At 69.7% G+C, this 18,614-nt stretch carries 20 protein-coding genes; 7 read left to right on the top strand and 13 right to left on the bottom strand.

What is annotated here, in order from left to right:
• Positions 1–227: 227 nt before the first annotated feature.
• A complete protein-coding gene (locus KUTG_RS18280; RefSeq protein ID WP_043718403.1) occupies positions 228–1,964 on the bottom strand; it encodes a pyruvate dehydrogenase in 1,737 nt (578 codons plus the stop codon).
• 151 nt (positions 1,965–2,115) lie between these two features.
• Positions 2,116–2,457 carry a histone-like nucleoid-structuring protein Lsr2 gene (locus tag KUTG_RS18275; protein WP_043718402.1) on the bottom strand — a complete coding sequence of 114 codons (342 nt, stop codon included), beginning with the start codon at positions 2,455–2,457 and terminating at the stop codon, positions 2,116–2,118.
• Positions 2,458–2,802: 345 nt separating this feature from the next.
• Here KUTG_RS18275 and KUTG_RS18270 point away from each other — a divergent pair, with 345 nt between their 5' ends.
• On the top strand, positions 2,803–4,236 hold the full coding sequence (locus KUTG_RS18270) for an MFS transporter (protein ID WP_052394851.1): 1,434 nt from the start codon (positions 2,803–2,805) through the stop codon (positions 4,234–4,236).
• Here the strand turns inward: KUTG_RS18270 and KUTG_RS18265 are convergent.
• On the bottom strand, positions 4,233–5,696 hold the full coding sequence (locus KUTG_RS18265; protein WP_043718401.1) for a cellulose binding domain-containing protein: 1,464 nt from the start codon (positions 5,694–5,696) through the stop codon (positions 4,233–4,235). The genes KUTG_RS18270 and KUTG_RS18265 overlap by 4 nt on opposite strands.
• 150 nt (positions 5,697–5,846) lie before the next feature.
• Positions 5,847–6,293 carry a MarR family winged helix-turn-helix transcriptional regulator gene (locus KUTG_RS18260; protein ID WP_043718399.1) on the bottom strand — a complete coding sequence of 149 codons (447 nt, stop codon included), beginning with the start codon at positions 6,291–6,293 and terminating at the stop codon, positions 5,847–5,849.
• A gap of 73 nt (positions 6,294–6,366) precedes the next feature.
• Here KUTG_RS18260 and KUTG_RS18255 point away from each other — a divergent pair, with 73 nt between their 5' ends.
• Complete coding sequence (locus KUTG_RS18255; protein ID WP_043718397.1) at positions 6,367–7,179, top strand: SDR family oxidoreductase; 813 nt, start codon at positions 6,367–6,369, stop codon at positions 7,177–7,179.
• Here the strand turns inward: KUTG_RS18255 and KUTG_RS18250 are convergent.
• From KUTG_RS18250 to KUTG_RS18225, 7 genes are all read right to left on the bottom strand, one after another.
• A complete protein-coding gene (locus KUTG_RS18250; protein ID WP_052394849.1) occupies positions 7,103–8,539 on the bottom strand; it encodes a sensor histidine kinase in 1,437 nt (478 codons plus the stop codon). The genes KUTG_RS18255 and KUTG_RS18250 overlap by 77 nt on opposite strands.
• Positions 8,536–9,222 (bottom strand): response regulator transcription factor, encoded by a 687-nt coding sequence (locus KUTG_RS18245; RefSeq protein ID WP_043718394.1) that lies wholly within the window; start codon positions 9,220–9,222, stop codon positions 8,536–8,538. The genes KUTG_RS18250 and KUTG_RS18245 overlap by 4 nt, the downstream gene beginning before the upstream one ends.
• Before the next feature lie 29 nt (positions 9,223–9,251).
• Positions 9,252–9,776: a D-alanyl-D-alanine carboxypeptidase family protein gene (locus KUTG_RS18240; RefSeq protein ID WP_043718390.1), complete on the bottom strand. Its 525-nt coding sequence runs from the start codon at positions 9,774–9,776 to the stop codon at positions 9,252–9,254.
• Positions 9,777–9,843: 67 nt separating this feature from the next.
• Positions 9,844–10,992: an epoxide hydrolase family protein gene (locus KUTG_RS18235; RefSeq protein WP_043718388.1), complete on the bottom strand. Its 1,149-nt coding sequence runs from the start codon at positions 10,990–10,992 to the stop codon at positions 9,844–9,846.
• Positions 10,993–11,119: 127 nt separating this feature from the next.
• Entirely contained in the window at positions 11,120–11,287 is a 168-nt protein-coding gene (locus tag KUTG_RS58610; protein ID WP_157494612.1) for a hypothetical protein, read from the bottom strand.
• Complete coding sequence (locus KUTG_RS18230; protein ID WP_052394846.1) at positions 11,280–12,278, bottom strand: GlxA family transcriptional regulator; 999 nt, start codon at positions 12,276–12,278, stop codon at positions 11,280–11,282. The genes KUTG_RS58610 and KUTG_RS18230 overlap by 8 nt, the downstream gene beginning before the upstream one ends.
• Positions 12,279–12,281: 3 nt before the next feature.
• The gene (locus KUTG_RS18225; RefSeq protein ID WP_043718386.1) at positions 12,282–12,692 is read right to left on the bottom strand and encodes a mycothiol transferase; all 411 of its coding nucleotides are present in this window, start codon (positions 12,690–12,692) and stop codon (positions 12,282–12,284) included.
• A gap of 116 nt (positions 12,693–12,808) precedes the next feature.
• Here KUTG_RS18225 and KUTG_RS18220 point away from each other — a divergent pair, with 116 nt between their 5' ends.
• Both KUTG_RS18220 and KUTG_RS58605 read left to right on the top strand, forming a co-directional pair.
• Positions 12,809–13,366, top strand: a complete 558-nt coding sequence (locus tag KUTG_RS18220) for a CGNR zinc finger domain-containing protein (protein ID WP_198047220.1) — start codon at positions 12,809–12,811, stop codon at positions 13,364–13,366.
• Positions 13,367–13,860: 494 nt separating this feature from the next.
• Positions 13,861–13,998: a hypothetical protein gene (locus tag KUTG_RS58605; RefSeq protein WP_157494611.1), complete on the top strand. Its 138-nt coding sequence runs from the start codon at positions 13,861–13,863 to the stop codon at positions 13,996–13,998.
• Here the strand turns inward: KUTG_RS58605 and KUTG_RS18215 are convergent.
• Positions 13,985–14,254 carry a hypothetical protein gene (locus tag KUTG_RS18215; RefSeq protein WP_043718383.1) on the bottom strand — a complete coding sequence of 90 codons (270 nt, stop codon included), beginning with the start codon at positions 14,252–14,254 and terminating at the stop codon, positions 13,985–13,987. The two genes, KUTG_RS58605 and KUTG_RS18215, sit on opposite strands and share 14 nt — an antisense overlap.
• Here KUTG_RS18215 and KUTG_RS18210 point away from each other — a divergent pair.
• A complete protein-coding gene (locus KUTG_RS18210; RefSeq protein ID WP_043718380.1) occupies positions 14,253–15,113 on the top strand; it encodes an alpha/beta hydrolase fold domain-containing protein in 861 nt (286 codons plus the stop codon). The two genes, KUTG_RS18215 and KUTG_RS18210, sit on opposite strands and share 2 nt — an antisense overlap.
• Before the next feature lie 103 nt (positions 15,114–15,216).
• On the opposite strand, the gene KUTG_RS18205 is transcribed toward KUTG_RS18210, so the two are convergent.
• Positions 15,217–15,927, bottom strand: coding sequence for a MarR family transcriptional regulator (locus KUTG_RS18205; protein WP_043729776.1), 711 nt, complete (start codon positions 15,925–15,927; stop codon positions 15,217–15,219).
• Positions 15,928–16,130: 203 nt separating this feature from the next.
• On the opposite strand from KUTG_RS18205, the gene KUTG_RS18200 reads away from it, so the two are divergent.
• Together KUTG_RS18200 and KUTG_RS18195 are read left to right on the top strand one after the other, a co-directional pair.
• Positions 16,131–16,739 (top strand): DUF4097 family beta strand repeat-containing protein, encoded by a 609-nt coding sequence (locus tag KUTG_RS18200; RefSeq protein WP_369794479.1) that lies wholly within the window; start codon positions 16,131–16,133, stop codon positions 16,737–16,739.
• Positions 16,740–16,948: 209 nt separating this feature from the next.
• Positions 16,949–18,541 carry an MFS transporter gene (locus KUTG_RS18195; RefSeq protein WP_052394843.1) on the top strand — a complete coding sequence of 531 codons (1,593 nt, stop codon included), beginning with the start codon at positions 16,949–16,951 and terminating at the stop codon, positions 18,539–18,541.
• Positions 18,542–18,614 lie beyond the last annotated feature (73 nt).

Genomic DNA, 18,614 nt, shown 5'->3' with positions numbered 1-18,614 from the left:
TGGCAACGGCCAACCCCTGGCCACCGTGACCGTTGTGTCCGCATAGTTGACGTACCGGGGATTTCGGGGTTCCCGGACCCGCTGGTCGAGGGGAGCGGCGGGTCCGGACCCCTTCTTTCACACTCGCGGGGGTCTGCCCCAAACCGCATTTCGGTGTGCCGGAGAGCGTGACTCGCCGGGGTTGGGGAACCTGCTTGATAGCTGTCCGGGAGCGGGACTCGCGGTTTTCAGGGGCGGGGGATGGACCGGAGGTTGCTGCGGGCCAGGTCGATCATCCGGCCTACGCCTCCGTCCAGGACCGTGCGGGTGGCGGCGAGGGCGAAGCCGCGGACCTGGGCCGCCGTGATGTGGGGCGGGATGGACAGGGCGTTGGGGTCGGTGCGCACGTCGACCAGGAACGGGCCGGGAGAGGCCAAGGCGGTCGAGAGGACGCCGCGCAGCTGAGCCGGATCGTCGACGACCTCGGCCGGCACGCCGCAGGCCCGGGCGATGGCGGCCAGGTCGGAAACGCCGTGGTCGGTCTCGAACGACGGATATCCCGCCACCATCATCTCCAACCGGATCATGCCCAGCGACCCGTTGTTGAAAGCGATGATCTTCACGGGCACATTCCGCTCCCGCACGGTGCGCAACTCGCCCAGCAACATGGTCAGACCGCCGTCGCCGGACATGGACACCACCTGCCGGCCGGGCTGGGCATGGGCGGCCCCGATGGCGTGCGGCAGGGCATTGGCCATGGTGCCGTGACGGAACGAGCCGATGATCCGCCGCCGGCCGTTGGGCGTGAGATAGCGCGCGGCCCACACGTTGCACATACCGGTGTCCACGGTGATCACGGCGTCGTCGGCGACCAGCTCGTCCAGCACGGCGGCCACGTATTCGGGATGCACAGGCCGCAGCTTCTCCACCCGGTCCGTGTAGGCGGAGACGACCTTCTCCAGGGCGGCGGCGTGCTTGCGCAGCATCCGGTCCAGGAACGACCGGTCGGTCTTCTGCCGCAGCAACGGCAGCACGGCCCGCAGCGTTGCGCCGACATCTCCCTCGACGCCCAGCTCCAGCCGGGTACGCCGGCCGAGCCGGGAGGCGTCGCGATCGACCTGGACGGTGTGGGCCTGCGGCAGGAAGGTGTCGTACGGGAAGTCGGTGCCCAGCAGGATCAGCAGATCCGCCTCATGGGTCGCCTCGTAGCAGGCGCCGTAGCCCAGCAGCCCGCTCATGCCCACGTCGTACGGGTTGTCGTACTGGATCCACTCCTTGCCGCCGAGCGAGTGCCCGATCGGTGAATGCACGCGGGCCGCCAGCTCCAGGACCTCGGCGCGGGCGTCGCGAACGCCGGCCCCGACGAACAAGCTCACCGTGGGCGCCGAATTGATCTTGGCGGCCAATGCCCGAACGGCCTCCTCGGCCGGCTCGGCCACCGCCCGCGTCTCCACGATGTGACTGGCGCCGGTGGGAAAAGCGGCCGGCTCGGCGGTGAGGTCGCCGGGCAGCACCAGGACGGCGACGCCCTGCTTGGCCAATGCCGTCTGGATGGCGATCCGCGGCAACCGGGGCAGCTGCTCGGGCCGTGACACCAACTCGCAGTAGTCGCTGCACTCCAGGAACAGGTGCTGCGGATGCGTCTCCTGGAAGTAGTTGGTGCCGATCTGCGTCGACGGGATGTGCGAGGCGATGGCCAATACCGGGGCGCCGCTGCGATGAGCGTCGTACAGGCCCTGGACCAGGTGGGTGTTGCCGGGGCCGCAGCTGCCGGCGCACACCGCCAGCCGCCCCGTGAGCTGCGCCTCGGCCGCCGCGGCCAGCGCCGCCGCCTCCTCGTTGTGGACGTGCACCCACTCCACGTCCGGGGTCCGGCGGATGGCGTCGGCGATCGGATTCAGGCTGTCGCCCACCAGGCCGTACACCCGGCGCACGCCGGCCTGCCGGAGGACCTCGATGAGCTGGTCGGCGACGGTCTGAGCCATGGGCCACCCTTCCCCGGTCGATGTGGCGCGACTCACCTCCTATTGGCGGGGCCGCACCCGATGTTCACCGAGGAATCTAGTGGCGGACATGCCGATGGCGCCCGCGGAGAGCGGGCGCCATCGTTTGGCCTTGCCTATTTGCTCAGCGTGTTCAGCTGCCGTGAGCGGCCTGGAACTTGGCCACCAGCTCGGCCGGGATGCGGCCGCGGTCGGAGATCTTCTCCCCCTGGCTGCGGGCCCACTCGCGAATGGCCTGGTTCTGCGCGCGGTCGCCGCCGGCCTTCACCGCGGTGGTGCTGCCGCCCCGCTGCTTGCGGCCACCGACTCGCTGAGCCTTCTCGACGAACGAGGTCAGGCCCTCGCGGAGCTTCTTCGCGTTCTCCTCGGACAGGTCGATGGTGTACTCGACACCGTCGAGCCCGAAGGACACGCTCTCGTTGGCCTCACCGCCATCGAGGTCGTCGATCAGCTGGACGATGGTCTTCTGTGCCATGGACGTTTCTCCGTCTGGGTCGGAACGTGGCGTAATACTCGCTGTCAAAGAGGCGTGCCCCGTCGACGCGACTGCGGCCAGTCTAGTCGATACTTCGCACAAAATGACTCACCGACTCGAAACCAAATTGAGCGGCTAACCGGGTGGGGTCGGTCACGCCCGAGCGGCCGATCGGGCAGCAGTTGTCACCACGCCGGTCCGCCCCTGGTACGCCGAACAGACCAGCGACGACAGTTGTCGTCACCGATTCTTCACCGGATCAGGTGGCGTTAGGTCCGGATTCGCCCGTGACCGCGGATTGCTTGCCCCGCTGCGCACGGAACGTGCCTGCCGCAGGATGGAGGGGTGAGCGAACCCGATCCCCGCCGGTGGAAAGCACTGGCGGTCAGCCTCGCCGCCGGCTTCATGAGCCTGCTCGACGTGAGCATCGTGAACGTGGCGCTGCCCTCGGTGCAGAACGGTCTTGACGCCTCCGCCGGATCCGTGCAGTGGATCGTGTCCGGATATGCGCTCACGTTCGGCCTGTCCCTGGTTGCCGGCGGCCGGCTGGGCGACGTGCTCGGCCGACGGGTCATGTTCCTCGTCGCATTGACCGCATTTGTGCTGACCAGCGCGGTGGCCGGCGCGGCCCCCAACGAGACGTTCCTGATCGGCGCGCGACTGCTGCAGGGACTGGCGTCGGGGCTGCTCACTCCGCAGAACTCGGGCCTGATCCAGGATCTGTTCCGCGGCCCCGAACGCGGCAAGGCGTTCGGCCTGCTCGGCGCCACGATCGGCATTTCCACCGCGACCGGACCGGTGCTGGGCGGCCTGATCCTGGCGCTGTTCGGCGACGAGACGGGCTGGCGCTGGGTGTTCTACGTGAACGTGCCGGTCGGTGTGCTCGCGTTCGTGTTGGCCCTGCGCTGGTTGCCGCGGGTGGATCGCCGTCACGTCGTTTTGCGCCGGGAGATCGACCACATCGGCGCGTTCCTGCTCGGTGTCGCGGTGCTGGGCGTGTTGCTGCCGATCGTGGAGTCGGAGAGCGGCCCGGTCGGCTGGTGGTGGCTATTGGCGGTGCTCACGCCCGTTTTCGCGGTGCTGTTCGTGCTGTGGGAGCGCCGTGTGTCCGCCCGCGGCGGGAAGCCGCTGCTCGACCTGCGGCTGTTCACCGAGGTTTCCGGCTACTCGTCGGGTTTGCTGCTGGGATCGGTGTACTTCTGCGGGTTCGCCGGCATTTTCCTGGTGATGTCGCTGTTCCTGCAGAAGGGTTTGCACTACACACCGTTGCAGTCCGGACTCACCGTGACACCGTTCGCGGTCGGTTCCTCGATCATGGCGGCGGTCGCCGGCCGGCTGGTTTCCCGCTTGGGTCGCAAGGTGACGGTGGCCGGGCTGAGTCTCATCACGATAGGGCTGGCCGCGGTCGCGGTGGTGGTGCGACTGGTCCCGCAAGACGTGATTGGCGGCGCGATCGCGCTGCCATTGCTGGTGGCCGGAATCGGTGGTGGCGCCGTGATCTCGCCCAACACCACGTTGACGCTGGAATGTGTGCCGAACCGCATCGCCGGTGTGGCCGGCGGCGCGTTGCAGACCGGTCAGCGGATCGGCACCGCGATCGGCACGGCGGTGCTGGCGACCGTCTTCTACTCGGCGGCCGCGGCCAGCTTTCCGGCCGCCGTGTCCACGACGTTGTGGTGTGCCATCGGATTCATGCTGGTGGCAATAGTCATCGCCGTGTACGAACTGCGGCGCACCACGGTCGGCCGGGCGGCGGTCCGGCCGACCGCCGGCGATTAGGGAGTCACCGCGATGGTGGTGAGCCCCTTCACCGCATTGGTGACGGTGTTCGAGGCGTAGACCACGTTCGGCGTGCCCGCGCACTTCGACACCGATGTCACGTCGATCGCGTACTGCCCGACCCCGCCCAGATCGGAAACGTTGTTCCGCCACACGTTTGCGCACCCGCTCGGGAACGACGGCGTGGTGCTCACGTTGTGCGTCTGGTAGCCGTCGGCGAAGGTGCCGGGGCTGGCGAACGTGCCGTGGTTGCCGTCGATGAGGTAGCCGGTGCCCTTCACGTCGACCCACGAGTCGGCCGAGTTCTCGCCGGTGATGCCCTGGCCGTTGAACGTGTTGCCACTGATCAGGCCGCCGGTGGTGCCCTCCTTGACGTCGATGAGCTCGGCCGCGATGTTCGGGCCCAGATGATTGTCGAGCACCTGCACGCGGTCGCCGCGGTCGACGCCGCCGGTGTTGCCGTAGCAGGGCCAGTTCGAGACCGCGGATCCGATGTAGACACCCTCGCCGTAACCCGGCTGCACGAGGCCGGTGTCGGTGACGGTGGAGTTGCGCACCACGGAATCGGCCGACGACCGCCGGAAGTGGATGCCTTCCTCGTCGGTGCGCCTCACCGTCACGCCGTCGATGACCGTGTGCGGCGAATTGTCGGCGATGATGCCCTTCTTGGAGTCGGCGACGGTGAAACCGCTCAGATTCCAGTAGGCCGCGTTGAACAGCCAGAGTCCGTAGCCGGAGTCGTAGCCGGCGGTCGGCTGGGCGCAGTCCGGCGGGTCGCCGGCCGGGCCGTCGTTGACCAGCACGGCGTCGGCCGGGCCGGTGAGGGTGATGGGCTCGGCCGCGGTGCCGGGTCGCTGCGTGATGAAGGAGCCGTGGTACGTCCCGGACGCCAGCTTGATCACCTGGCCGGGCTCGGCGCTGCCGAGGGCGGCGATCAGCTCCGCCGCGGTGCCCACGTTCACGGTCGGCCCGCTGGGCGGCGTGGTGGTGGTGGTCGTAGTCGTTGTCGTCGTCGTGGTGGTCGTGGTTGTGGTGGTCGTCGGGCCGCCGCCGGCGCAGTCGGCGCCGTTGAGCAGGCAGCCGGTCGGGGTGGCCAGGCCGCTCACGCCGAAGCCGAAGCTGGTGGTGGCGCCGGGCTTGATCGCGCCGTTGTAGCTGACGTTGGCCAGCTTGTAGTGCTGGCCGGTGTGGGTGAGCGTGGCGTTCCAGGCCTTGGTGACGGTGGTGCCGCTGGGCAGGTCGAACTCGACGACCCAGGTGCTGCTGGCGGCCGTGCCGCCGTTGGCGATCGTGTAGCTGCCGTTGTAGCCGTTGCTCCACGTCGAGGTCTGGCTGAACTGGGCGGTCAGCGCCGGGGCCGTTGCGGACGGCGCCGTGGCGTCGGCCGGGTGGGCCACGACCAGCAGCGCGGCCACTATGCCGACCGACGCCAGCGGCGCCAGCAGTCTTGTTCGGAACACGCGAGAACCTCCGGAAACGCAGGGCGGGGTCCACGCAGTATCAAGTCGTGTTGACGCGGCGGCAATGGGCGGAACGGGTAACTCCACGTATGTGAATTAAGAAAGCGGCAGTGCCTTTCCTGACCGTTTTTGTATGGGCAAACCTGCAGGTCAGGGCCCGTCTTCGGCTATCGCCTGGTCGTAGGCCCGCAGCGTGGCCACGAACAGTTCCCGCTCGTCGGAGGTGAGTGGCGCCAGCACCTTTCGCCACGCGTTCGCGCTGCCGGCCAACCAGGCCTTGACGGCCGCGCGGTGATTCTCGGCGATGCTCACGATGGTGCGGCGGCGATCGGCCGGGTCCTCGGCTCGGTCCAGCACGCCCTGCCGGCTCAGGTCTCCCACCATCAGGCTGGCCGTCGTCGGCGCCACCTCCAGCCGGGTGGCCAGCTCGTTGACGGTGAGCGGCCCGTCGCACAGCAGGTAGGCCATCAGTGCGATGTGCCGCGGGGCCAGGGAGAAGCCGTGCAGCTCGGCCGGCACCGGCAGCTTCTTGGCCCGCCCGACCAGCCGCGGCATGAGCAGCAGCAGCTCGCGCACGGTGGCGTCCACCGTTGACATGGCTTTGACTCCAAACTAGCTTTGCTTGCAAAGCTAATATCGTTCGACGGCCCATCGTAGGGGGAGCACCACCATGACCGTCCTCGTCACGGGCGCGCACGGCCGCATCGCGCGGTCCCTCATCAGCCGCCTGACCAGCGCCGGAACGCCCTTCCGGGTCGCGAGCAGCCGCCCGGAGCCGGGAGAGGTGCGGCTCGACCTGCGGACCGGGGAGGGCCTGGCCGAGGCCCTCGACGGCGTCGACCGGGTGCTGCTCTACACCCAGCCCGGCGGCATCGAGGCCTTTCTCCAGGCGGCCCACGGCGTTCGTCACGTCGTGCAGGTTTCGTCGTCGGCGGTGCTCTACGGCGGCGGCTCGATCGCCGCGCGGCACAAGGCCGTCGAGGATGCCCTGTTGTCCTCCGGGCTGCCGGTGACCGTGTTGCGGCCCGGCGCGTTCGCCGCGAACTCCTTGCGCTGGGCGGAATCCATCCGTGCCAGGTCCACGGTGGAGTTCGCGTATCCGGACGCCCGGCACGCGCCCATCGACGAGGACGACATCGCCGCCGTCGCCCAGGCCGTGCTCGGCGCGGGCAGCCACCTCGGCGAGGCGTTGACGCTGACCGGCCCCGAGGCGCTGAGCTACCGGCAGCAGGTGGCGATCCTGGCCGAGGTGCTGGACCGGCCGATCACCGTCGGCACGATCAGCCGGCAGCAGGCCACCGAGCGGCGGCCGGCGTTCATTCCGGCGGAGGTGATGGCCGAATTGCTGGACACCGACGCCCGCCGCGCCGACGAGCCGACACTCGTCACCGACACCGTGCCGGCGGTCACGGGTGCGCCGGCTCGGGACTTTCGTCGATGGGCGGCCGACCACCGCGCGGAATTCGGGGCACCACAAGGGTGAACTCCGCGCCGCCGGGGCTGGCGACGTCGATGCGGCCGCCGTGCAGGACGGCGTTCTCGTAGGCGATGGCCAGACCGAGGCCGCTGCCCTCGCCGCGGCGGGAGCGGTCGCCCCGGACGAAGCGGTCGAAGACCACGGGCATCAGCTCGGGCGGCAGGCCCGGGCCGTGATCGCGGACGGCCACACGGACCTCGGACGGGTCGGCGCCGTCGATGGTGATGGTGATCGGCGGGGCGCCGTGGTGCAGGGCGTTGCTGACCAGGTTGCGGACGATGGTGTGCAGCCGGCGGGGATCGCCGACCAGGACGCCCTCGCCGAGCAGCCGGACGGGGATGTCGGCGGCCACCATCTCCACCACGTCCACGCAGAGCTCTTGCAGGTCAACGGGTTCGGGCCGGAACTCGGCGGCGCCGGCGTCGAAGCGGGACATCTCAAGCAGATCCTCGACCAGCGCGCTCAGCCGCCGCGACTGGGAGGCGATCAGCTCGGCCGAGCGGTCGTGGTCGGGGCCCGCGAGGCCGTCGCTGGCGGCGATCAGCACGGCCATCGGGGTCCGCAGGTCGTGGGCGACGTCGGCGACGAACTGGCGCTGCTGCTCGTCCTTGCGCCGCAGCTCCTCGATGGACTCGCCGAGCCGCCGGGCCATGGCGTTGAACTCGCCGGCCAGATCGGCGAACTCGTCCTGGCCCTGCACGGGAAGCCGCGTCTCCAGGTCGCCCGAGCCGAGCTGGCGGGCGGCCCCGGCGGCGACCCGGACCCGGCGCTGGATGCGGCGCGCGGCCAACAGCCCGAGCCCGCTGCCGACCAGGATGACCAACAAGGATGCGGCGCTGAGCTCCAGCCGCACCCGGGCGAGCTCGTGATCGGTGATGGCGGTGCTGTAGAACTCGACCAGGAGCATGTCGGGCTCGGTCTGCTTGACGAAGATCAGTTGCGTGCTGCCCTGGACGACGTCGTTGAACACCACCGTCTCCAGCTGCTTGCGGGCCCTGTCGACCTGCTCCGCGTCGAGCACCACCGGCACGCCGGCGACAGCGACATAACCGGCGCCCTCCTGCCGGGAGATGGGACCGGTGGCCGGATTGAAGTTCACGATGGCCCAGTCCAGCGCCAGCCGCCCCTTGAGGTACACGCCGGCACTGTCCACTTTGGAGCCACCGCCGGCGGTGTTCACCAGCCACTGGTGCACGCCCTGCGCGTCCGAGTCGAAGTTGGCCTTTGCCGCGGCGGCGAAACGATTGCGGATCTCGCTCTGCTGCAACTGGTACGACAGGTAGGCCATGGTTCCGGTGGCCGCCACCGTGATCGCGATGACCGACAGCACGATGGACGTGCGCAGCCCGGGATGCCAACGCCTCACGGCTTGACCAGGCGGTAGCCGAGCCCTCTCGCGGTGCGCAGCAGCGTCGGGTTGCCCGGGTCCGGCTCGATCTTGGCCCGCAGCCGGGCCACGGCCGCGTCCACCAGCCGCGAGTCGCCGGCGAAACCGTAGTCCCACACCCGCTTGAGCAGCGTCTGCCGGGACAGCACCTGGCCCACGTGGTCGGTGAACTCCAGCAGCAGCCGCATTTCCGTGGAGGTCAGGTGCAGCTCCTCGCCGGACTTGGTGACGATCATGGCCTCGGCGTCGATGGACAGGTCGCCGAACGTCTGCACGCTGGGCTGTTCCTGGCCGGTCGAGGTGCGGCGGAGAATGGTCTTCACGCGGGCGTCGAGCACCCGCGGCTCGGCCGGCTTGACCACGTAGTCGTCCGCGCCGCCTTCCAGCCCCACCACCATGTCCACCGGGTCGCCACGCGCCGTCAACAGGACGACGGGAACGGTGGACCTGGCGCGGATCCTGCGGCACACCTCGAAGCCGTCGATGCCCGGCAGCATCACGTCCAGCAGCACCAGGTCGGTCGGGACGCGGTGGTCGAACAGCTGCTCAAGGGCCAGCTCGCCGCTGTGAGCGACCGTCACCTCGTGGCCCAGCGCGGTCAGCGCCCGGGCCAGGGCCTCGGCCAGCACGGTGTCATCCTCGACGAGCAACAGCTGGGCCACCGCGCCTCCTCCGGTCGGATACACAGTGGTTAGCACGAACGGCGTACCGGCGCCGCGCCGGGATGCGGTTGACGGGCCGGCCGGGTGGCGCACAGCTCGAAGTGCCACGGCTCGTTGTCGTAACGGCGGTACAGCTTGTGCTTGTCCCCGTTGCGCTCCAGCCACGCCGCGCCCTCGGACGGGCGGACGTCCAGCGCAGTGCCCTGCACGTGGCTCGACTCGTGCGGCGGCAGCACCCAGCGGCGGGCCTCCTGGTGCGAGCCCGCGCTGCGCACCGCGTCCTTGTACAGGCGGTACTGCTCGGCCGCGTCACGGTGACCCGACGTCAGCCCGATCAGCTGGCCGTCCCGCCAGAACGCCTCGGCGCGGGCCGCCTCGAACGCGCGGCGGGTCGTCGGGTGCAGGCCGGCCAGCGACTCGCGCGGGAACCGCAGGCCCAGGGCCCACTGGGCGGCGTGATGCCGGGCCGCGCCGCGGTGGCGCAGGACGGCCACCGGCAGGAGCACGCGGGCCAGCACCTTGGTCGCGGCTTCGAGCAGGATCGTTCGGGTCATACGGACAATCGTGAAGGCGGCGTGTGCTGGCTCTGACCTAGGAGTGTCACGGCTCTGTGACAGTGGCTCACAGTGGGGCCCGCAGCGGTCGGAAAAACTCCCGGATGTCGGCTACCAGCTCCTCGGGCCGTTCCAGGGCGGCGAAGTGCCCGCCGCGCTCGAACTCGGTGAACCGGGTCAGGTTGTAACCGCGGCGCACGAACTCCTCGGGCGGCGTCATGATCTCGTGGGCGAACGAGGCGAAGCCGGTCGGCGTGTCCACGTACCCCGGCGCGAGCATGCCCTCGTTGTGCTGGGCCTCGTAGTACAGGCGGGTCGAGGTGGCGGCGGTGTTGGTCAGCCAGTAGAGGGTGATGGTGGTCAGCAGCTCGTCCTTGCTGAACACGGACTCGACGTCGCCGCCGCAGTCGCTCCAGGCCCGGAACTTCTCCACCATCCAAGCCGCGAGGCCGGCTGGGGAGTCGGACAGCGCGGCGGCCAGCGTGGCCGGCTTCGTGCCCTGGAGCAGGCTGTACGCGCCCTCCTCGGCCTGCCACTGCCCGATCTTGGCCAGGAATGCCCGCTCGGCCGACGTGAGCGGCAGCGAGTTCTCGTCCAGCACCGGCAGCGCGCCCAGCAGGTTCAGGTGGATGCCGGCCAGGTGCTCGCCGTGGTCGCGGGCGAGGGCGGTGGTGATCATCGCGCCCCAGTCGCCGCCCTGCGCGCCGTAACGCTCGTAGCCGAGCACCTCGGTCATGAGGCGGTCGAACAGGGTCGCGATGGCCTGGGGGCTCAGGCCGGGCGTGCCCGGATGGGGGGAGAAGCCGTAGCCGGGCAGGCTCGGCGCGATCAGGTCGAAGGCGTCGGCCGGGTCGCCGCCGTGGGCCGCCGGCTCGGTCAGCGGTCCGATGATCCGGTGAACCTCGAAGAACGATCCCGGCCAGCCGTGCGAGAACAGCAGCGGGAACGGCTTCGGCCCGATTCCCTTGGCGTGCACGAAATGCACGGTCGTGCCGCCGACCTCGGCCAGGAACTGGGGCAGGGCGTTGATCCGCTGCTCGGCCGCGCCCCAGTCGAACACCACCCGCCAGTACGTGAGGAGTTCTGCGAGATAGTCCGGCGGTGTGCCGTGCGTCCAGGCGGATCCGGACAGTGCTGGCGGAAAGCGCGTTCTGGCCAGCCTTTCCCGCAAATCGGTGAGCTGCTGGTAGGTGGTGACGCTCCGAAACGGACGCACCGGTGTTCCCTTCGACGGCGTTGGCTCCACGTCTACGCCTGCCGCCCCGGGTTATCCAGGCCCCGCCGCGCTCCCGTCGGCCGGCGCCGGGAATGACTGTCCGAACACGACGTTCAAGACTGCCCGTTCATGCGCTGTAGCGGATCATCCACTCCGTGTCGGGGTCGACGCCCGTGAACTCGAACCGCTCCGGCGGCACGATCTCCACGGTGTGGTCGGCCGGCACGCGCGCCGGCAGCGTGCCGAAACGCTGGCGGCGGACGGCGGCCGCTTCCTGGTCGGTGAGCTCAGCCATGACTACCTCCGGACTTCCTGGTCGGCCGGAACTTGGCCCGGTAGCTGCGGGCCGAGACGCCGACGTGCTTGGCGAAGTTGCGGCGCAGTGACTCGGCGGAGCCGAAGCCCGTCATCACCGCGATGTCGGTCACCAGGTGGTCGGTGGTCTCGAGCAGGGTCTTGGCCCGCTCGGTCCGCTCCCGGCCCACCCAGTCGAAGATGCTGGTCCCGGTGGCCTGGCGGAACTTGCGCACCAGGCTCCTCTCGCTGACGTGTGCCTGTGCCGCCAGCTGGTTCAACGTGAGCGGCTGGTGCACGTGTTCCCGCAGCCAGCTGAGAAAATCCGGCATGAGCTGACCGTGGTCGCGGGAGAGCTGCTCGCCGGACCGGTTGGGCGCGACGACCAGCAGCCGGCCGATGGCGTCGGCGTAGGCGTCCCCGATGTCCAGCGACAGCAGGTGCAGCGCAATGTCCGCAGTGGACAGTGCGCCGCCGCAGGTGTGCACCGCGCCGTCGTCGACGAAGACCCGGTCGACTTCCAGGCGGGTGGAAGGAAACTCCTCGCGGAACGCCGCCGAGTACAGCCAGTGCGTGGTGGCGCGGCGGCCGTCGAGCACGCCCGCGCGGCCGAGTAGGAAGGTGCCGCCGCACAGTCCGACCATGCGCGCGCCGCCGTGGAAGGCGGCCCGCAGCAGGGCCAGCAGTGTGCGGCTGCGTGGGGCGAACGGATTCTCGACGCCGGGGACAAAAACCGTGTCGGCCGACAGCACAGTCGCCATCGGGGCCAAGTCGCCGAGGTCTACGCCGCCGGGCAGCGGCTGGCGGCGGCGTTCGCCGCACAGCACGACCTGGTAGCGGCCGGTCAGGTCGTCCGCGCCGGGGAACGGGCGGCGACCGAACACCTGTTGCACCACAGCCACTTCCAACGCCACCGAGTCGGGCAGCACCGGCACCGCGATCACGTGGCGGTCGCGGCCGCGGGAGACCGGCGGGGACTTGACGGGGTGCATGGCTCAGGCCGCGGCGACGAGGGCGTCGCGCATGATCTGGAGCTGGCCGTGGTGCTGGACGACGTCGGTGTAGACGTGCAGCAGGGCACCCGCGCTGTCGGTGTCCTCGCGGGCCGCGGCGACGTCCTTGGACAGCTGGACGACGGTGTCGCGGACCCGGTCGAGCAGTGGAGCGACCGGCCCTTCCGCCGTGAACTCGGCGTCCCGGTCGCGGTGCGCCGGGCGGCCGGAGACGACCTCTCCGACCCAGTAGCCGATGGCGCCGACGCTGTGGTTGAGCAGCGCGTACGGGGTGTTCGCCCCGGGCAGCGGCATGCGCCGGTTGGCCAGGTCGTCGCCCAGCTCGGCGACGATGTCGGCCATCCCGTTGAGCGCGTTGGCGAAGAAGTCGAGGTACTGCTCTCGCGTGATCACTGGCGTCTCCAGTCGGCACCTGTCGGAGCGGTGTGCGATTAATGACACTTATTGCGCACCGGTTAGAACGGTGTGCAGCATTGCACGACGTCTGCGCACCTGTCAAACTGGTGCGCATGGTTCACCGCTTCCCGTGCGACCACCCGGCGCTCGACTTCGTCGGCACCCTGCGCGGCCGCCGCTTCGACGACCCGCTGGAGATGCTCGACGGGCCCGCGTCCCTGGACGCCTGGTACCGCGAGTCCTCGATCCTCGACGCCGGCCCCCCGGCCGGGCCCGCCGACCTCGTCGACGCCGTCGCCCTCCGCGAGGCCATCTACGCCCTGGTCGCCGCCCGCCTCTTCGACGAGGAGCGGCGCCCCGCCGACATCTCCCTGATCAACTCCTTCGCCCGCGCCACCCCCGCCGCCCCCCAGCTCACCCCCGCCGGCCGCCGCGTCGAGGCCACCCCCGCGCAAGCGCTTGCCACCGTCGCCCGCGCCGCCGTCGACCTCCTCGGCGGCCCCGACCTCGCCCTCCTCAAGGAGTGCCAGCGCCCCGAGTGCAACCAGGTCTTCATCGACCGCTCCCGCGGCTTCCGCCGTGAATGGTGCTCAATGACCACCTGCGGCAACAAAGTCAAAGGCGCCACCTACCGCGCCCGCCAACGCGGAAACCTCGCCCCCGCCACCTGACTCATTCGGGCGACTACCCCGCCGTCGCCCCCCGGCCCGTGCCTCGATCGCCGGGCGGCTGCATCCGACGAACGGGCCACCGCCGCCCGTCCCTTCGACGTGACCACGAGTGAGCCGCCCACGTGGGCGGCTCAGTTGACCAAGTGGGAGCGGGGCAAATCGTCCGAGGCGCTGGTGTTCGACGTGGAGGGGCAGGACTGGGTATCGGATGCGGGTGTGGCGTCGTGGCCTTGCGACACCGTTCGTGATCACTGGGCGCGGGGAAGGATGAGCGTGGACGTTCACGTGCCCGGACACGTCGGAAAGCGTTGTTTCCGCCGCCGCGAGTGGACCCTGCGCGACCCCAGCCCGAATCAGGTGACCGACCTGCTCGCCGAGCTGTGTGCTCCGTTGGACGATCCCGGGTGGTGGAACCAGGGGCTGGTCGGACGCGTGGAAGGTCCGGACGGCGTGGAGTTCGTGGTCGCGCCGGGGACCGGTTATGTGGCGTTGTCGTGGACGGGCACGGCGGAGCGGAGCAGCAGCCGAGGTCGGTGCAGTGGCAGCCGTGGGGATGGGAAGTGCGGCAGTTGCCGTTGTGGCTCAAGCCGGAGATGTCGGAGTACGGGGCGTTCCACCTCATCTCGGACTGACGAAGAAGCGGTCGCCGGTCATGAGGGAGCCTGCCTGCTTGACCTGGCGCATGACGGGGGCGACCTCGCCGACCCCGAGGCCGGACGGCTGATCGCCGGTGGCCAGTCCTCCACCTTGAAGATCGCGCCCCAGCTCATTCAGGCTGCTGCCGTGGACGGTGTGCGGGACCTGTTCCTCGTGGCCGGGATTGTCGGCCTGGCCGCCGGCGTTGCCATGTTCGCGGTGATTGGGAGCCCCCGGAAGGAGTCGTGGCATGAGTCCGGAGATGGAGCGGGCGCACCAGGCGCTGCGCGAGCTGGTCAGTTTACGGTCGGGCGGGACGGTGCGGGACTCGCGGCGGGCGTACGAGGTGTGGGTCGAGCAGTTCCCCCTGCCGGCGGAAACCGTTGTGGCAGAGTGGGAATTCGGGGAGTGGGTGCGGACGCCGTCGTCGGCGGCGGACCGGGTGGTGCTGTATCTGCACGGCGGCGCGTACCGGATGGGGTCGCCGGCGACGCATCGGACGCTCATGGCTCACGTGGCGACCGCTGCCCAAGCGGCGGTGGCGTTTGCCGATTATCCGCTCGCGCCCGAGGATCCGTTCCCGGCGGCGGTGGACTTCGCGCGTGACGCCTACGTGTCGCTGCTGGATCGCTTCCCGGCCAACAGGGTCGCTGTTGCCGGGGAGTCGGCCGGCGGCGGGCTGGGCGTGGCATTGTTGCTGCGCTTGAAGGACGAAGGCCTTCCGTTGCCGGCTGCTGTCGCCGTCAACTCGCCGTGGATGGATCTGGCCTGTGGCGGGGATTCCATGGCGCTGCGGGCGTATCGGGATCCCATGCTCTCCCGTGACTCCCTGCTGGCGGCGGCCGGGGAGTACCTGGCGGGGGAGAGCCCGCTCAACGCGTACGCGTCGCCCATCCACGGCGATCTGACGGGGTTGCCGCCGCTACTGGTGCAGGTCGGCACCGAAGAGATCCTCTATGACGACGCCGTCGCCCTGGCGGCCAAGGCCGATGCGCGGTTGATCGTCGTGCCGGACGCCCCGCATGTCTGGCACTACTTCTCCGCCTGGCTGCCCGAGGCCCGGGATGCGTTGCGGGCCATGGGTGATCACATCCTGGCGGCGACCCGATGAGCCTCCGGTGGCACGGCGAGGAACGCCCGACCTCCACCTAGGTCCAGGTCGCGCGCCTGGCCGATCCGCGCTACCTCGTGGAGATCAGCTCCGCGGCCGTCGGTCAGGGCTTGGTGTAGAGGATTTCGCGGGCTTGCTCGGCGGCGCGGGCGATGCTCTCGCCGACGAAGTCGACGAAGCGGGCGATGTTCTCCAGCCGGACGCCGGCCGGGGTGCTCGCGCCGAGCACGGTGACGCCCTGCCGGGCGGCCTCGGCCAGCTTGGCGTTGGAGCGGGCCGAGGCGATCATCGACTGGTACCAGACGTCGTCGTCGACCACGTACCGCTCGCGGCGGCCCTCGTCCCGTTCGCGGCGGACGAGATCCAGACCTTCCAGCACGGTGATCGCCTTGGAGACCGACGCCGGGCTCACCTGGAGGCGCTGCACGAGCTCGGCGGCGGTGAGGCTGCCCGTGTCGGTGGTGTAGAGGCAGGTCAGCACGCCCGCGGTCATCTTGGGTAGGCCCGACTGCATGAAGATGTCGGTGAACGTCTCCTCGAACTCGTGCACCGCCGCCGCGTCGCGCCCGTCCGACCTCGGCGTCGTCTGCTGTCTCCTGGGCGTCGCCTGCCTGCGCCGGTGGGCGCGGCGTTCGGTGGCGTGGTGGGCCAGGTCGGCGCGGTAGCCGGTGGGGCCGCCGTTGCGCATCACCTCGCGCGTGACGGTCGAGGTGGGGCGGTCGAGGCCTCGGGCGATCTCCGCGTAGGCGAGGCCGTCGGCCAGGCCCAGCGCGATCTGCCGGCGTTCCTGCTGGGTGAGCCTGCCTCCCGGCATGACGATCTCCTTCCGTTGCCGCCGACAGTAGCGTTCATCGCCCATTCATTGCAACGTCATTGCGTTAGATTTCAAACCTGTTGCAACGATTGTAGGCCTGTGAACTGCCATAATGTCGATATTGTGCAACGAATCTGTTGTCGTATCTGTGAACGCAACGTAGCGTTTGCGATGTCAGAAACAACGAGCACACGGAGTCGAAGATGCAGAAGTTCGCCACCCCCGCCCCCATCTCCGCCGTCCTGGACATCCCGGCCGGGCAGGTCCGGTTCATCGCCGCCGACCGCACCGACACCGCCGTCGAGGTCCGGCCGGCCGACGCCGGCAAGAGCCGCGACGTGAAGGTCGCCGAGCAGACCAAGGTCGAGTTCGTCGACGGTGTGCTGCGCATCGAGGCCTCGGCCCGCAACCAGATGCTCGGCAGCTCCGGCTTCATCGACGTCACCGTCCAGCTGCCGGCCGGTTCCCGCGTCGAGGCCAAGGCGGCCAGCGCCGAGTTCCGGGGCGTCGGCCGGTTCGGCGACGTCACCTTCACCGGCTCGCACGGCGCCATCAAACTCGACGAGGCCGCCAGCGTCCGCCTCTCCATCGACGCCGGCGACGTCTCCGTCGGCCGCCTCACCGGTTCCGCCGAGATCAGCACCAGCAAGGGGGACATCACCATCGCCGAGGCCTCGCGCGGCGAGCTCGTCCTCAGCACCCAGGCCGGCACCGTCTCCGTCGGCGCTGCCGCCGGCGTCTCCGCCTCGCTCGACGCCGGCACCGGCCATGGCCGTATCCATAACGCCCTGCGCAACAACGGTCCCTGCTGACCTGGTCATCCACGCCACCACCGCCTACGGCGACATCGCCGCCAGCAGCCTCTGACCGGGGTGTGGTGGCCCCGCGTATGGGCGGCTTGCTCGATGAGCCGCCCATACGCCCAGGTCAGCGCGTTGCGGGCTAGGCGAATCACCAGTTCGTCGGCTGTCTTAGACGTCCGTTCTATACACACGTCATGAACGCCTGTATGTTTTGAGCCATGACACACGCCACGCAAACACCCCGCCTCGCCGGACGGCGCGAATGGATCGGCCTGGCCGTTCTGGTGCTGCCGCTGCTCCTGGTGTCCATGGACATGACCGTCCTCTACTTCGCGATCCCCTCCATCTCGGCGGCGCTCAACCCGAGCGGCACCGAGCAGCTGTGGATCATCGACATGTACGGCTTCGTGCTGGCCGGACTCCTGATCACGATGGGCAACGTCGGCGATCGGATCGGCCGCCGAAAGCTGCTGCTGATCGGCTCGGTGATCTTCGGCCTGGCCTCCGTGGCCGCCGCGTTCGCCAGCGACCCCACCACGCTGATCGTCGCCCGGGCTATCCAGGGTGTCGGCGGCGCGACGTTGATGCCCTCGACGTTGGCGTTGGTGCGCAACATGTTCGAGGACGAGAAGCAGCGCCGCTCGGCCATCGCCGTCTGGTCCACTGGCCTGTCCGTCGGTGCCGCGCTCGGCCCGATCGTCTCAGGTGTGCTGCTCCAGTTCTTCCCGTGGGGCTCGGTCTTCCTGATCAACGCCCCCGTCATGGTCCTGCTGCTGATCCTCGTGCCCACCCTCGTTCCCGAGTACCGCCTGCCCAAGGGTCAGGCCGGCAAGTTCGACTTCGCCTCGGGTCTGCTGTCGCTGGCCGGTGTGCTGTCGGTGATCTGGGGGTTGAAGGAGGCCGCGGTCAACGGCTTCTCCACCCTGCCGGCCGTCGCCCTCGTGGTCGGTGTCGCCCTCGGCTACGTGTTCGTCCGCCGTCAGAAGACGCTCCAGCACCCGATGATCGACCCGCAGCTGTTCCGCAACCGCGACTTCGGCGCCTCCATGACCGTCAGCATCGCCTGCTCGTTCTGCCTGATCGGGTTCGGCATCTTCACCACCCAGTACATGATGGAAGTCCTGCGGATGAGCACCCTCGAAGCCGCGCTGTGGACCATGGCTTCCCCGGTCGTGGTCACGCTGGTCGTGCCGTTCGTGACGATCGTGGCCCGCACCGTACGCCCCGCCTACATCATCGCCACCGGCTTCCTTGTTGCCGCCGTCGGTTTTGTGGTCATGACTCAGCTCGGGGTCGAGCGCAACCTGTTCACGGTCATGGGTGGCGCGATCGGGATCGGCATGGGCATCGCCATCGTGCTGACCTGCATCACCGACCTGGTTGTCGCCGCTGCCCCCAAGGAGCGTGCCGGAGCTGCGTCCGCACTGCTGGAGACCGGCCAGGAACTGGGCGGTGCGTTGGGTATCGCCATCCTCGGCTCGGTCGGCGCCGCGGTGTACGGCTCGTACTTCGACGCTCACACCCCGCAGAACGTCCCGGCCGCCGCGGTGGAGGCGTCCAACCAGACCCTGGCCACCGCTTCGACCGTGGCCCACGGCCTGCCCCAGGCTCAGGCCGACTCCCTGCTGGCCGTGGCCCGCGAGGCATTCACCAGCTCCCTGCACTACTCGGCGATCGCCGGCGGCATCGTCGCGGTCGGCGCGGCGATCTTCACCATCGCTCTGCTGCGCCGGATCAAGCCCACCCCGCCGGCTCCGCAGGACGAGAACAAGACCGAAGAGACGAAGGTCCTCCAGAGCACCGTCGCCTGACAGCGGCGAGTAGGTGAGTCGGGGGCCGGCTCGTTCGTACCAGGGCGAGCCGGCCCCACAACCACCAACAGAC

It is taken from the genome of Kutzneria sp. 744 (genome assembly GCF_000568255.1).
Taxonomy (GTDB): Bacteria; Actinomycetota; Actinomycetes; order Mycobacteriales; family Pseudonocardiaceae; genus Kutzneria.
This window is presented reverse-complemented; position numbering and strand designations above follow the sequence as displayed.

Bases quoted from the DNA above. Each gene is read 5' to 3' on its own strand.
- KUTG_RS18215 (WP_043718383.1), bottom strand. From the start codon at position 14,254: ATGCCACGACTCCTTCCGGGGGCTCCCAATCACCGCGAACATGGCAAC.
- KUTG_RS18260 (WP_043718399.1), bottom strand. From the start codon at position 6,293: ATGTCAACGGTGGACGCCACCGTGCGCGAGCTGCTGCTGCTCATGCCG.
- KUTG_RS18205 (WP_043729776.1), bottom strand. From the start codon at position 15,927: ATGCCGGGAGGCAGGCTCACCCAGCAGGAACGCCGGCAGATCGCGCTG.
- KUTG_RS18240 (WP_043718390.1), bottom strand. From the start codon at position 9,776: ATGACCCGAACGATCCTGCTCGAAGCCGCGACCAAGGTGCTGGCCCGC.
- KUTG_RS18200 (WP_369794479.1), top strand. From the start codon at position 16,131: ATGCAGAAGTTCGCCACCCCCGCCCCCATCTCCGCCGTCCTGGACATC.
- KUTG_RS18220 (WP_198047220.1), top strand. From the start codon at position 12,809: ATGGTTCACCGCTTCCCGTGCGACCACCCGGCGCTCGACTTCGTCGGC.
- KUTG_RS18195 (WP_052394843.1), top strand. From the start codon at position 16,949: ATGACACACGCCACGCAAACACCCCGCCTCGCCGGACGGCGCGAATGG.
- KUTG_RS18210 (WP_043718380.1), top strand. From the start codon at position 14,253: ATGAGTCCGGAGATGGAGCGGGCGCACCAGGCGCTGCGCGAGCTGGTC.
- KUTG_RS58610 (WP_157494612.1), bottom strand. From the start codon at position 11,287: ATGGCTGAGCTCACCGACCAGGAAGCGGCCGCCGTCCGCCGCCAGCGT.
- KUTG_RS18230 (WP_052394846.1), bottom strand. From the start codon at position 12,278: ATGCACCCCGTCAAGTCCCCGCCGGTCTCCCGCGGCCGCGACCGCCAC.
- KUTG_RS18280 (WP_043718403.1), bottom strand. From the start codon at position 1,964: ATGGCTCAGACCGTCGCCGACCAGCTCATCGAGGTCCTCCGGCAGGCC.
- KUTG_RS18275 (WP_043718402.1), bottom strand. From the start codon at position 2,457: ATGGCACAGAAGACCATCGTCCAGCTGATCGACGACCTCGATGGCGGT.
- KUTG_RS18255 (WP_043718397.1), top strand. From the start codon at position 6,367: ATGACCGTCCTCGTCACGGGCGCGCACGGCCGCATCGCGCGGTCCCTC.